This window comes from Micromonospora sp. URMC 107, assembly GCF_051386315.1.
In the GTDB taxonomy this organism is placed as follows: Bacteria; Actinomycetota; Actinomycetes; order Mycobacteriales; family Micromonosporaceae; genus Micromonospora.
The window spans coordinates 13,660-26,019 of record NZ_JBPQTK010000021.1 but is presented as its reverse complement, the minus strand read 5'-3'; the positions used below and the strand labels follow the sequence as shown (position 1 = coordinate 26,019).

The following is a 12,360-nucleotide window of genomic DNA, read 5'->3' as shown; positions in this document are numbered from 1 at the left end:
CTCGTGACCACCGTGCCGCAACACCCGTCCGAAGGGACGAGACGGCAGCGTCCTTCCGTGGCGTTGGCCCGGGCGTCCCGGGCGCTCGCCGACGCCGGGATCGCCTCGGCCCGGGCCGAGGCGGAGCAGTTGGCCGCGTACGTGCTGGCGGTGCCCCGGGGGCGGCTGGCGCTGGCCGACGACTTCACCGCCGACCAGCTCGACCGGTTCGACGAGCTGGTCGCGCGGCGGGCCGGGCGGGAACCGTTGCAGCACCTCACCGGCAGCGCCGGCTTCCGGCACCTGGAGTTGGCCGTCGGGCCGGGCGTCTTCGTGCCCCGGCCGGAGACCGAGCTGCTCGCCGGCTGGGGGATCGCGCAGGGCCGGCGGCTGGGCGCCGGGCTGGTGGTGGATTTGTGCAGCGGCTCGGGGGCGATCGCCCTCTCGGTCGCCCAGGAGCTGCCGGCGGCCCGGGTGGTGGCGGTGGAACGCTCGGCGGCGGCGCTGCCCTGGCTGCGGCGCAACGCGGCGGCCCGGGCCGCCGCGGGGGACCGGCCGATCGAGGTGGTGGCGGCGGACGTCACCGCCGCCGACCTGCTCGCCGACCTGGTGGGCCGGGTCGACGTGCTGCTCTGCAACCCGCCGTACGTGCCGTCGGACGTGGCCGTGCCCCCGGAGGTGGGCCGGTACGATCCGGCGAACGCGGTCTTCGGTGGCGCGGACGGCCTTGCGGTGATCCGCCCCGTGATCGCCCGGGCGGCGGCGCTGCTGCGCCCCGGCGGGGTGTTCGGTGTCGAGCACGACGACACGCACGGCGCGGCGGTGCCCGACCTGCTCGCCGGGGACGGCCGGTTCGAGGCGGTCGCCGACCATCCGGACCTCACCGGGCGGCCCCGCTTCGCGACCGCGTCCCGGCGGGCGGACGGCCAGCACGCCGCCGCCGGCGCGACGTGGCAGACTGACTCCTCGTGATGCTCTACGACTGCCGGTCGCCCGCCGACCGGGACCGCGGCATCGCCGCTGCCATCGAGGCGGTCAAGAACGGCGAGCTCGTCGTCCTGCCGACCGACACGGTCTACGGGATCGGCGCGGACGCGTTCACCCCCTACGCGGTCAAGGCCCTGCTGGACGCCAAGGGCGGCCGTCAGGTGCCGCCGCCGGTGCTGATCGGCTCCCGGCACACCCTCGACGGCCTGGTCTACTCGCTGCCCCAGGCGGCCCGGGACCTCGTCGAGGCGTTCTGGCCGGGGGCGCTGACCATCATCGTGGCGCACTCACCCAGCCTGCGCTGGGACCTCGGCGACTCCTCCGGGACGGTGGCGGTGCGGATGCCGCTGCACCCGGTGGCGCTGGAGGTGCTGCGCGAGACCGGCCCGATGGCGGTCGCCTCGGCCAACAAGACCGGCCAGCCGGCCGCCCTCACCGCCGAGGAGGCCCGCGACCAGCTCGCCTACTCGGTGCGGGCCTACCTGGAGGCCGGGCCCTGCCCGGATCCGGTGCCGAGCACGATCGTGGACCTCACCGGCGAGGTGCCGCAGGTCCTCCGCCAGGGTGCCGTCGGGCTGGAGAAGCTCCGCGACGTGGTGCCCGACATCCTCGCCGGCCAGGGGGTCTGAGTGCCTCCGTTCACCGTGTTGCACGTGTGCATGGGCAACATCTGCCGGTCTCCGATGGCGGAGCGGCTGCTGGCCCTCGCCGTCCGGGAGCGGCTGGCCCGCCGCGAGGTCGACCCGGCGCGTGCCGACGAGCTGCTGCACAGCCACAGCGCCGGCACCGGCGGCTGGCACGCCGGCGAGGAGATGAACCCGCCGGCGTCGCGCCAGGTGACCGCCCGGGGCGGCAGCGCCGACGACTTCGCCGCGCGCAAGCTCCGGTCGGACCACATCGACGCCGCCGACCTCGTCCTCACCGCCACCGCCGACCAGCAGGAGTACGTGGTGGCGCTGCGCCCCGACGCCGCGGCGCGCACGTTCGTGCTGGGCGAGTTCGGCCGGCTGCTCGCCGGGGTGGACGCCGCCGGGCTGCCGCCGGCCGAGGCGACCCCCGACGCGGTGTACGCGCGGGGCGTGGCCCTGGTGGAGGCCGCTCACGCCGCCCGCCTGGGCGCCACCTCGCTGCCCACCGACGATCTCGACGACCCGTGGGGGCGCGGCGACCAGTGCTTCAGCCGGGTCGCCGACGAGATCGAGGAGACCGTCCACCCCCTCGCCGCCGTGCTCCTGCCGTAACCCGCCCGAGTAACCCCCGCGCGTGAGTTTCCTGCGGGTTTGGGGGAAAGGGGCGGTCGAGAGGGGCTTTCGGGTCATTCTGGGTGGGTCCTGACCGGCTCCTGCGGGGAGAGCTGATGACCCGGGCACGCCTCGACAAACTGTTCACCGTGCTGATCGCCGGCGTGCTGGCCGGGCTGGCGCTCGCGGTGGCGGCCCTCCCGGCCGCGCTGGTCTTCGGCATCGGGTTCTCGGCGCTCGCCGCGCCGTACTCCGAGCTGCCGAACACGCTGCGTACGCCGCCGACGCCGCAGCGCTCGAACCTCTACGCCAACGACGGCACCACCCTGATCACCTCCTTCTACCAGGAGGACCGGGTGGACGTGCCGCTGACCGAGGTGGCGCCGGTGATGCGGCAGGCGATCATCGCCGCCGAGGACGCCCGGTTCCACGAGCACAGCGGGGTCGACCTGCGCGGCGTGGTGCGGGCCTTCACCGTCAACCAGCGCGACGGCACGACGAGGCAGGGCGCGTCCACGCTGACCATGCAGTACGTCCGCAACGTGCTCAGCAACGACCCCCGGCTGAGCGAGCGGCAGCGCGCCGCCGCCACCGAGCTGACCACCGCGCGCAAGATCCAGGAGATGCGGTACGCGCTCGCCCTGGAGCGGGAGCTGACCAAGGACGAGATCCTCGGCCGCTACCTCAACATCGCCTACTTCGGCGCGGGCGCGTACGGGGTGGCCGCCGCGAGCCGGCGCTACTTCTCCAAGCCGCCGGCGGAGCTCACCCTGGCCGAGGCGGCGCTGCTGGCCGGCCTGGTCCGTTCCCCGCACACCGACGACCCGATCAACGGCGACGCGGACGCCGCGCTCGCCCGCCGGGCGTACGTGCTCGACCGGCTGGTGGAGTCCGGGCAGGTGCCGGCCGACGCGGCGGCCCGGGCCGGGGCGGAGCAGTTGCGGCTGCGGCCCAGCCAGACGCCGAACGACTGCACGGCGGTGTCGGCGGAGCACAACGACTGGGGCTTCTTCTGCGACTGGTTCACCCGCTGGTGGAACGCCCAGCCGGCGTTCGGCGCGACGGTCGACGAGCGGCAGCTCACGCTGCGCCGGGGCGGGTTCTCGATCGTCTCCTCGCTCGATCCCGCCGTGCAGCGCGCCACCAGCGAGCAGGTCCGCCGGATCTACTCCGTGGACGACCGCCGGGCGGCGCCGACGGCGGTGGTCCAGCCCGGCACGGGCCGGGTGCTCGCGATGGCGGTGAACCGCAACTACGGCGTGGCCGCCAACCCGGCCGGGCAGAAGAACCACCCGAACACGGTCAACCAGCTGGTCGCCGGGGGCGGGGCGATCGAGGGCTACCAGGCGGGCTCCACGTTCAAGGTCTTCACCATGCTGGCGGCGCTGGAGTCCGGGCTGCCGCTGAGCACCGAGTTCGACGCGCCGGAGCGGATTCTGACCGACTACTCGGCGACCGGGGCGGCGAGCTGCGACGGGTACTGGTGCCCGCGCAACGCCAACGCCTCGATGGACGGCCGGCACAGCATGTGGACCGCCTTCGGCGAGTCGGTCAACACGTACTTCGCCTGGCTGACCGAGCGGGTCGGCGCGGACCGGGTCGTGGAGATGGCCGAGCGGCTCGGCATCGTCTTCCGCTCGGAGGACGACGCGCGGCTGGCCCGCCACGGCGCGCGCGAGTGGGGGCCGTTCACCCTCGGCGTCTCCGCCACCACCCCGCTCGACCTGGCTGGCGCGTACGCCGCGGTGGCGGCCGAGGGCTCGTGGTGCGCGCCGCTGCCGGTCGTCTCGATCGCCGACGCGGCCGGCCGGCCGGTGGCCGCCGCGCGGCCGAACTGCCGGCAGGCGGTGGACGTGGACGTGGCCCGGGCGGCGGCCGACGCGGCCCGCTGCGCGGTCGGCGACCAGTCGATGTACGGGCAGTGCGCCCGCAGCACCGCCGAGGTGCTGCGCCACCAGCTCGGCCGTCCGGTGGCGGGCAAGACGGGCAGCTCGGACGGGTACGCGACGGAGACCGTGGTCGCCTTCACCCCGCAGCTGGCGGTCGCCTCGATCGCCGCGAACCCCGACGACCCGCGCGACGCGGTGGGCCAGCGGGTGCAGCGGCAACTGGTCGAGGCGGTGGGGGAGGTGCTCGCCTTCGCGCTGCGCGACGAGCCGGTCCGCGACTTCGTGCCGCCCAGCGAGACGACCGCCTTCCGGCTCACCGGGGCCCGCGCCGGCAACTGAGCCGGCGCGCCTCAGCGGCGCGGGGACGCGGCGACCGCCCGGCGGGCCGCCTGCTCGGCCTGGCGGGCGATGTTGCGGGCCATCCCGCCGAAGACCACCGCGTGGAAGGGCGCCACCGCGCCCCAGTACGCGTGCCCGGGCAGCCCGCGCGGCAGGAACACCGCCCGCTGCTGGTAGCGGCTGCCGCCGCCGTCCACCCGGAGCACCCGCATCTCCAGCCAGGCCCGGCCCGGCAGCCGCATCTCGGCGCGCAGCCGCAGCAGCTCGCCGGGCACGATCTCCTCCACCCGCCAGAAGTCCAGCGCCTCGCCGACCTGGAGGCGGTGCGGGTCGCGCCGGCCGCGGCGCAGCCCGACGCCGCCGATCAGCCGGTCCAGCCAGCCCCGGACCGACCAGGCCAGCGGGAACGAGTACCAGCCGTGCTCCCCGCCGACGCCCTCGACGACCCGCCACAGGGCCTCCGGCGGGGCGTGCACCGCCCGCTCGCGGACGTCGGTGTAGGCGGTCCCGCCGGACCACTCCGGGTCGCTGGGCAGCGGCTCGGCCGGCGCGTCGGGGCCGCTCGCGGTCGACCAGCGGGTCTCCACCTCGCCGTCGCGGACCTTCGTCAGGGCCGCCGCGACCGCCTGGTCGAAGCCGGTCAGCCCCTCCGGCGGGTCGGGGACGTAGGCGGCGATGTCGTGCTCGTGGGCGACGGCCTCGTGCACCAGGCTCTCCACCAGTGGCCGGGCGATCGCGTTCGGCACCGGCGTGACCAGCCCGACCCAGTGCGAGGAGAGCGACGGCGTCAGCGGTCGCACCGGCACGATGGCCCGCCTACGCAGCCCGGCCACCCGCGCGTACCGCTGCATCATGTCCTCGAAGGTGAGGATGTCCGGCCCGCCGATGTCGAAGGCACGGTTGACCTCCGGCGGCAGGCTCGCGCAGCCGGCCAGGTAGCGCAGCACGTCCCGGACGGCGATCGGCTGGATGCGGTTGCGGACCCAGCGGGGGGTGACCATGGCCGGCAGCCGCTCGGTCAGGTAGCGCAGCATCTCGAACGAGGCCGAGCCGGACCCGATGATCACCGCGGCCCGCAGCACCGCCGTCGGCACCCCGCTGTCGAGCAGGATCCGCCCGACCTCGGCCCGGGAGCGCAGGTGCGCCGACGGGACCTCCCGGTCCGCGGCCGGCTCCGGCCCGCCCAGGTAGACGATCCGGCGTACGCCCGCGGCCCGCGCGGCCTCGGCGAACCCGGTGGCGGCCTCCCGGTCGGCGGCCTCGAAGCCGGCCTGGCCGAGCGAGTGCACCAGGTAGTACGCGACGTCCACGCCCTCGAACGCGGCCGGCAGCGTCTCCGGCCTGCGCAGGTCGCCCTCGGCGATCTCGGTCCGCGCCGCCCACGGCACGTCCCGCAGCCGTCCCGCCTTGCGGGCCAGGCAGCGCACCGTGTGCCCCTCGGTCAGCAGCCGGGGCGCGAGTCGCCCGCCGATGTAACCCGTCGCTCCGGTGACCAGGCATCTCACGGTCTCCAGTGTGCGGCCCAATAGACTCTGGCGTTGTGGCAACTGAGACGAGCACCTTCTGGGGGCCGGACTTCGACCAGCTCCGCACGACCGACCCGGAGATCGCCGGGGTGGTGCTCGGCGAGCTGGACCGGCTCCGGGGCGGGCTGCAACTGATCGCCAGCGAGAACCTCACCTCGCCGGCGGTGCTGGCCGCGCTCGGCTCGACCCTGACCAACAAGTACGCCGAGGGCTACCCGGGCCGGCGCTACTACGGCGGCTGCGCCGAGGTCGACCGGGCCGAGGAGATCGGCATCGCCCGGGCGAAGGAGCTCTTCGGCGCCGAGCACGCCAACCTCCAGCCGCACTCGGGGGCGAGCGCCAACCTGGCCGCGTACGCCGCGCTGGTCCAGCCGGGGGACACGGTGCTCGCCATGGACCTGCCGCACGGCGGCCACCTCACCCACGGCAGCCGGGTCAACTTCTCCGGCAAGTGGTTCCACACGGTCGGCTACACCGTCCGGCGGGACACCGAGCTGATCGACTACGACGAGGTGCGCGACTTGGCCCTCGCGCACCGGCCGAAGATGATCATCTGTGGCGCGACGGCGTACCCCCGACTGATCGAGTTCGCGCGGTTCCGCGAGATCGCCGACGAGGTCGGGGCGTACCTGATGGTCGACGCCGCGCACTTCATCGGGCTGGTCGCCGGGCAGGCCGTCCCGTCGCCCGTGCCGCACGCCGACGTCGTCTGCGCCACCACGCACAAGGTGCTGCGCGGCCCGCGCGGCGGCATGATCCTCTGCCGGGAGTCGCTGGCCCAGCGCATCGACAAGGCGGTCTTCCCGTTCACCCAGGGCGGCCCGCTGATGCACGCCGTCGCCGCCAAGGCGGTCGCGCTACGCGAGGCCGCCCAGCCCGAGTTCCGGGCCTACGCCGACCGGGTGGTGGCCAACGCGCGGGCGCTCGCCGCCGGGCTGGCCGACGAGGGGATGCGCCCGGTCTCCGGGGGCACCGACACCCACCTCGCCCTGGTCGACCTGCGCGAGGTCGGGGTGACCGGCGCGGACGCCGAGGCGCGCTGCGACGCCGCCGCCATCACGCTGAACAAGAACGCGATCCCGTACGACCCGCAGAAGCCGATGGTCGCCTCGGGCATCCGGGTGGGCACGCCGAGCGTCACCACCCAGGGCATGCGCGAGCCGGAGATGCGCCAGGTCGCCTCGCTGATCTCCCGCGCCGTGCGCACCGATCCCGCCGCCCCCGGGGGCGCCGACACCCTCGCCGGGATCGCCGGCGAGGTCGCCGAGCTGGTCGCCGCCTTCCCGGCGTACCCCCGATGAGCGAGCCGCGCGCGGGCGAGCCCGGCGCCATCCGGTCCCGGCTGCCGCACCTGCGCCTGCCGTTGCTGGCCTGCGCGGTGCTCGCGCTGGTCGCGGTGCCGGCCGCCGCGGTGCTGCGGGGCGGCACCGGCGCGGCCGGCGTGGCCGCCGGGATCGCGCTGGTCGTCGTCAGCTACCTGGTCTCCGGCGTCTCGGTGGCCTGGGCCGACGCCGTCAACCCACGGATGATCATGTCGGTGGGGCTGGTCACCTACGCCACGAAGATCGTGGTGCTCGGGGTGGCGATGGCCGCCGTGGCGGCCACCGGCTGGCCCGGTCTGCCGGACATGGGGGTGGCGATCATTGCGGCCGTGGTGGTCTGGACGGGAGTCCACCTGACGTGGGCCCTGCGCACGCCGCTGCCCACATTCGAGCGACGCGGTGAGTGAGCGTTCTGTCGGATCTGTGTCCGGCATTTCGGGCTGCCGCCGCGGGCCGCACGGGAGTAACCTGACCAACGACTTTCGCGCCCGCACCACGGCCCGCACGCTGTCCGCAGTGTGGGGGGTGCCGCACACTCCCGCGCGTCCCTGCTGATATTGTTCGCCACGTCATGGCCGAAGACCCACACCCCCGCAGGTCCGACGACCCTTCGTCGGAAGGCGCGGCAGGGGCCGTTCTGGGCTACCTACTCGCCGGCATCGTGGTGTGGGGCTTCCTCGGGTGGTTGGCGGAGCGACTTCTCGATCTGCGAACCGGCGTCGGGGTCGCCCTCGGCATGATCTTCGGCGCGGCCGGAGCGATTTACCTGATCATGAAGAGGCTCAGTGCTTGAGTGCCAGCACGCGCGGGTCTGTCGAGTGCGGAGGATGACACGGTGAGTGGACAGCTCGTCGCCGCCGAGGGGCTTCCCTGGCCCCCCAGCGTCGGAGATTTCTACCCGCCGGACGTGGCTGGCCCCTGGGTCACCAAGTTCGGGATCATGGTCTGGCTCGCGGTCGCGTTGCTGATCGTCTTCTTCATGCTCGCCTACCGTAAGCCCAAGCTGGTCCCCGGCAAGGCCCAGTGGTACGCGGAGTCGGTCTACGGCCTGGTCCGGGACAACATCGCCCGCGAGCAGATGGGCAACGCGGGCATCCGCTTCGCGCCCTACTTCACGGTGCTGTTCAGCTTCATCGTGCTGACCAACCTGTTCGCCATCGTGCCCGGGTTGCAGATCTCGCCGAACTCGCACATCGCGTTCCCCATCGTGCTCGCGGCGATCTCCTACGTGATGTACCTGTACATCGGCGCCCGCAAGCACGGCCTCGGCAGGTACCTCAAGATGAGCCTGATCATCCCGAACGTGCCGTGGCCCATGCACATCCTGCTGATCCCGATCGAGTTCATGCAGACGTTCATCGTCCGGCCCGTCACGCTGGCGCTGCGGCTCTTCGCCAACCTGTTCGCCGGCCACCTGCTGCTGCTGGTCTTCACCATCGGCGGCTTCGTGATGCTCAACTCGAGCAGCCTGTTCATCCAGGTGACCTCGATCTTCTCCTTCCTGATGGCGATCGTGATGGCCTTCTTCGAGGTGCTGGTCGCCGTGCTGCAGGCCTACGTCTTCGTCACGCTGAGCGCGAACTACATCGGAAGTTCGCTCGCCGACGAGCACTGATCGGGCTCGGCGGGCCGCCCGGCCCGACCAAGCTTCTGGTACCGACCCGCGTACGCGTGAGACCTCACGCGTCGAACAGGAGGAATACCCGCAATGACTGTTCTTGCCGAGATCGGCGGTAGCGTCAACACCATCGGCTACGGCCTCGCCGCCATCGGCCCCGGTATCGGTGTCGCCCTGGTCTTCGCGGCCTACATCCAGTCGAGCGCGCGTCAGCCCGAGTCCGCCGGTTACAACCGGACCTGGCTGATCCTGGGCTTCGCCCTGGTCGAGGCGCTCGCGCTCTTCGGCCTGGTGCTCGCCTTCGCCGTCGGCGGCTGACGAGAGTTCTCTCCCGACCCGGAGGTCTGACATGTTCATCGCCGCAGAAGGTGTGGAGCACAACCCGATCCTGCCCATCTGGCAGGAGATGGTCGTCGGGACCATCGCCTTCGCCCTGCTCTGCTTCGTCCTGCTGAAGTTCGTCATGCCCCGCATGGAGGCGATGTACCAGGCGCGGGTCGACGCCATCGAGGGCGGGCTCAAGCGGGCCGAGGCCGCCCAGGCCGAGGCCAACCAGGTGCTCGAGCAGTACCGGGCACAGCTCGCCGAGGTGCGTACCGAGGCGGCCCGGATCCGGGACGACGCCCGGGCCGACGCCGAGGGCATCCGCCAGGACATCCTCGCCAAGGCGCGGGAGGAGTCCGACCGGATCATCGCGGCCGGCAAGGAGCAGCTCGCCGCCGAGCGGGCCACCATCGTGCGCGAGCTGCGCACGGAGGTCGGCACGATCGCGGTCGACCTGGCCAGCAAGATCGTCGGGGAGTCCCTCGCCGACGAGGCGCGCCGCAAGGGCACCGTCGACCGGTTCCTGAGCAACCTCGAGAGCGCGGGGGCCCGCTGATGCAGGCCGCCAGCCGGGAGTCGTACAGGGTCGCGGCCGAGCGCCTCGACACGTACGTCCGCGGCGCGGAGCCGTCGGCGGTGGCCACCACCGCCGCCGACATCCTCTCCGTCGCCGACCTGCTGCGGCGCGAGCCGCGGCTGCGCCGGGCGCTCTCCGACCCGGCCCGCTCCGGTGCCGACCGCGCCGGCCTGCTCGGCGAGCTGCTGCGGGGCAAGGTCGGCGCCGAGGCGCTGGACCTGATCGCCTCGCTGGTCGCCGGCCGCTGGTCGGCGCCGTCGGAGCTGCTCGACGGCACCGAGCGGCTCGGCGTGGAGGCGCTGCTGGCCAGCGCCGACTCCGCCGGCGACCTCGGTGAGGTCGAGGACGAGCTGTTCCGCTTCGGCCAGGTGGTCGCCGGTCAGTCCGCGCTCTCCAACGCGCTGGCCGACCCGATCGCCCCGATCGGGCAGCGGGCCGGTCTGGCCCGCGAGCTGCTCGCCGGCAAGGCCCGCCCGGTCACCGTCAACCTCGTCGAGGTGGCGCTGAGCGGGTTCGGGGGACGCTCCTTCACCGGGGCGCTCACCCGGCTGGTCGAGCTCGCCGCCGACCGGCGGGACCGGCAGGTGGCGTACGTGACCGCCGCGGCCCCGTTGAGTGAAGAGGACGAGCGCCGGTTGGGCGCGAGTCTCTCCGCGATATACGGTCGAGAGGTTTCCGTCAAGCAGACGGTCGACCCCTCGGTTCTCGGTGGCGTCAGCGTGCGGGTCGGCTCCGACCTGTACGACGGCACCGTCCTGCGCCGCCTCAACGAGAGCCGCAACGCGCTCGCGAAGCGCTGACGCGGCCCCGCCGCCCAGCGACTGTGATTAGACGCCATTCGGACCGGTCGGTACTAGGTATCCCGGGCCCCTGATACTTAAGGAAGCAGAGGATGGCCGAGCTGACCATCTCGACGGAGGAGATCCGCGGCGCCCTGGAGCGCTACGTCTCCTCCTACTCGTCCGAACTCTCCCGCGAGGAGGTCGGCACCGTCGCCGACACCGGCGACGGCATCGCCCACGTCGAGGGTCTCCCCTCGACCATGACCAACGAGCTCCTGGAGTTCGAGGACGGCACCCTGGGTGTCGCGCTGAACCTCGACGTCCGGGAGATCGGTGTCGTCGTTCTCGGTGACTCCGCCAAGCTCGAAGAGGGGCAGCGCGTCAAGCGCACCGGCCGGGTGCTCTCCGTGCCGGTCGGTGACGCCTTCCTCGGCCGCGTGGTCAACGCGCTCGGCCAGCCGATCGACGGGCTCGGCGACATCGCCAACGAGGGCTTCCGCGAGCTGGAGCTCCAGGCCCCGAACGTGATGGCCCGGCAGTCCGTCGACGAGCCGCTGCAGACCGGTATCAAGGCCGTCGACGCCATGACCCCGATCGGCCGCGGTCAGCGTCAGCTGATCATCGGCGACCGGAAGACCGGCAAGACCACCGTCGCGCTGGACACCATCCTCAACCAGCGGGACAACTGGCGCTCCGGCGACCCGAAGAAGCAGGTCCGCTGCATCTACGTCGCCATCGGCCAGAAGGCCTCCACGATCGCCTCGATCAAGGGCATCCTGGAGGAGGCGGGCGCGATGGAGTACACCACCATCGTCGCCTCCCCGGCCTCCGACCCGGCCGGCTTCAAGTACCTCGCCCCCTACACCGGCTCGTCCATCGGGCAGCACTGGATGTACGGCGGCAAGCACGTCCTGATCGTCTTCGACGACCTGAGCAAGCAGGCCGAGGCGTACCGCGCCGTGTCCCTGCTGCTGCGTCGCCCGCCGGGCCGCGAGGCGTACCCGGGTGATGTCTTCTACCTGCACTCCCGCCTGCTGGAGCGCTGCGCGAAGCTCTCCGACGAGATGGGTGGCGGCTCGATGACCGGCCTGCCGATCATCGAGACGAAGGCCAACGACATCTCGGCCTTCATCCCGACCAACGTCATCTCCATCACCGACGGCCAGATCTTCCTCGAGACCGACCTGTTCAACCAGGGCGTGCGGCCGGCCATCAACGTCGGCACCTCGGTCTCCCGGGTCGGTGGCGCCGCGCAGGTGAAGCCGATGAAGAAGGTCGCCGGCTCGCTGCGGCTCAACCTGGCCCAGTACCGCGAGCTGGAGGCGTTCGCCGCCTTCGCCTCCGACCTGGACAAGGCATCCCGCGCCCAGCTGGACCGCGGCTCCCGCCTGGTCGAGCTGCTCAAGCAGCCGAACTACTCGCCGTACCCGGTGCAGGAGCAGGTCGTCTCGGTCTGGGCCGGCACCGAGGGCAAGCTGGACGACATCCCGGTCGGGGAGATCCGCCGCTTCGAGTCGGAGTTCCTCCAGTACCTCCGCCACAAGCACGAGGGCGTCCTGGCCGGCATCGCCGACCACAAGTGGAACGACGAGATCATCGGCTCGCTCGACGCCGCCATCGCCGACTTCAAGCAGGTCTTCCTCGGCAAGGCCGACGAGCGGCGGATCAACGAGGCCCCGGCCGCGCCGCTGGAGGGCGAGGAGAACCGCGAGACGGTGACCCGCTTCCGTGACGGCACGAGCGACCGCCCGGTCGAGAACCAGTAAGGGCTGATTC

Annotated in this window: 13 protein-coding genes; 12 read left to right on the top strand and 1 reads right to left on the bottom strand. The window is 72.9% G+C overall.

Going from position 1 to position 12,360, the window contains the following annotated elements:
- Positions 1-12: 12 nt before the first annotated feature.
- From prmC to ACSNN9_RS07675, 4 genes are all read left to right on the top strand, one after another.
- Positions 13-951, top strand: coding sequence for a peptide chain release factor N(5)-glutamine methyltransferase (gene prmC / locus ACSNN9_RS07690; RefSeq protein ID WP_436672164.1), 939 nt, complete (start codon positions 13-15; stop codon positions 949-951).
- Positions 951-1,595 (top strand): L-threonylcarbamoyladenylate synthase, encoded by a 645-nt coding sequence (locus ACSNN9_RS07685; RefSeq protein ID WP_357870843.1) that lies wholly within the window; start codon positions 951-953, stop codon positions 1,593-1,595. Before prmC ends, ACSNN9_RS07685 begins: the two co-directional genes overlap by 1 nt.
- Positions 1,596-2,207 (top strand): phosphotyrosine protein phosphatase, encoded by a 612-nt coding sequence (locus ACSNN9_RS07680; RefSeq protein ID WP_436672111.1) that lies wholly within the window; start codon positions 1,596-1,598, stop codon positions 2,205-2,207.
- A 116-nt stretch (positions 2,208-2,323) separates the two neighbouring features.
- Positions 2,324-4,435 carry a transglycosylase domain-containing protein gene (locus tag ACSNN9_RS07675; protein WP_436672108.1) on the top strand — a complete coding sequence of 704 codons (2,112 nt, stop codon included), beginning with the start codon at positions 2,324-2,326 and terminating at the stop codon, positions 4,433-4,435.
- 11 nt (positions 4,436-4,446) lie between these two features.
- Here the strand turns inward: ACSNN9_RS07675 and ACSNN9_RS07670 are convergent, their stop codons facing one another.
- Positions 4,447-5,940 (bottom strand): SDR family oxidoreductase, encoded by a 1,494-nt coding sequence (locus ACSNN9_RS07670; RefSeq protein WP_436672106.1) that lies wholly within the window; start codon positions 5,938-5,940, stop codon positions 4,447-4,449.
- A 35-nt stretch (positions 5,941-5,975) separates the two neighbouring features.
- On the opposite strand from ACSNN9_RS07670, the gene glyA reads away from it, so the two are divergent.
- The 8 genes from glyA to atpA all read left to right on the top strand — a co-directional run bounded on the left by glyA (position 5,976) and on the right by atpA (position 12,350).
- Positions 5,976-7,262: a serine hydroxymethyltransferase gene (gene glyA / locus ACSNN9_RS07665; protein WP_436672104.1), complete on the top strand. Its 1,287-nt coding sequence runs from the start codon at positions 5,976-5,978 to the stop codon at positions 7,260-7,262.
- Complete coding sequence (locus ACSNN9_RS07660; RefSeq protein WP_436672101.1) at positions 7,259-7,690, top strand: hypothetical protein; 432 nt, start codon at positions 7,259-7,261, stop codon at positions 7,688-7,690. The genes glyA and ACSNN9_RS07660 overlap by 4 nt, the downstream gene beginning before the upstream one ends.
- Positions 7,691-7,854: 164 nt before the next feature.
- Positions 7,855-8,076: a hypothetical protein gene (locus ACSNN9_RS07655; protein ID WP_088998658.1), complete on the top strand. Its 222-nt coding sequence runs from the start codon at positions 7,855-7,857 to the stop codon at positions 8,074-8,076.
- Positions 8,077-8,898, top strand: a complete 822-nt coding sequence (atpB, locus tag ACSNN9_RS07650) for a F0F1 ATP synthase subunit A (protein WP_436672099.1) — start codon at positions 8,077-8,079, stop codon at positions 8,896-8,898.
- 93 nt (positions 8,899-8,991) lie between these two features.
- Entirely contained in the window at positions 8,992-9,219 is a 228-nt protein-coding gene (atpE, locus tag ACSNN9_RS07645) for an ATP synthase F0 subunit C (protein ID WP_088998660.1), read from the top strand.
- Between the two features lie 31 nt (positions 9,220-9,250).
- Positions 9,251-9,781, top strand: coding sequence for a F0F1 ATP synthase subunit B (locus tag ACSNN9_RS07640; RefSeq protein WP_088998661.1), 531 nt, complete (start codon positions 9,251-9,253; stop codon positions 9,779-9,781).
- Complete coding sequence (locus tag ACSNN9_RS07635) at positions 9,781-10,602, top strand: F0F1 ATP synthase subunit delta (protein WP_436672097.1); 822 nt, start codon at positions 9,781-9,783, stop codon at positions 10,600-10,602. The genes ACSNN9_RS07640 and ACSNN9_RS07635 overlap by 1 nt, the downstream gene beginning before the upstream one ends.
- A 92-nt stretch (positions 10,603-10,694) precedes the next feature.
- Positions 10,695-12,350 (top strand): F0F1 ATP synthase subunit alpha, encoded by a 1,656-nt coding sequence (gene atpA, locus ACSNN9_RS07630; RefSeq protein WP_436672096.1) that lies wholly within the window; start codon positions 10,695-10,697, stop codon positions 12,348-12,350.
- Positions 12,351-12,360 lie beyond the last annotated feature (10 nt).

Coding starts and splice junctions, on each gene's coding strand:
- ACSNN9_RS07685 (WP_357870843.1), top strand. CDS start 951: ATGCTCTACGACTGCCGGTCGCCCGCCGACCGGGACCGCGGCATCGCC.
- ACSNN9_RS07675 (WP_436672108.1), top strand. CDS start 2,324: ATGACCCGGGCACGCCTCGACAAACTGTTCACCGTGCTGATCGCCGGC.
- ACSNN9_RS07660 (WP_436672101.1), top strand. CDS start 7,259: ATGAGCGAGCCGCGCGCGGGCGAGCCCGGCGCCATCCGGTCCCGGCTG.
- ACSNN9_RS07655 (WP_088998658.1), top strand. CDS start 7,855: ATGGCCGAAGACCCACACCCCCGCAGGTCCGACGACCCTTCGTCGGAA.
- atpE (WP_088998660.1), top strand. CDS start 8,992: ATGACTGTTCTTGCCGAGATCGGCGGTAGCGTCAACACCATCGGCTAC.
- ACSNN9_RS07640 (WP_088998661.1), top strand. CDS start 9,251: ATGTTCATCGCCGCAGAAGGTGTGGAGCACAACCCGATCCTGCCCATC.
- ACSNN9_RS07635 (WP_436672097.1), top strand. CDS start 9,781: ATGCAGGCCGCCAGCCGGGAGTCGTACAGGGTCGCGGCCGAGCGCCTC.
- atpA (WP_436672096.1), top strand. CDS start 10,695: ATGGCCGAGCTGACCATCTCGACGGAGGAGATCCGCGGCGCCCTGGAG.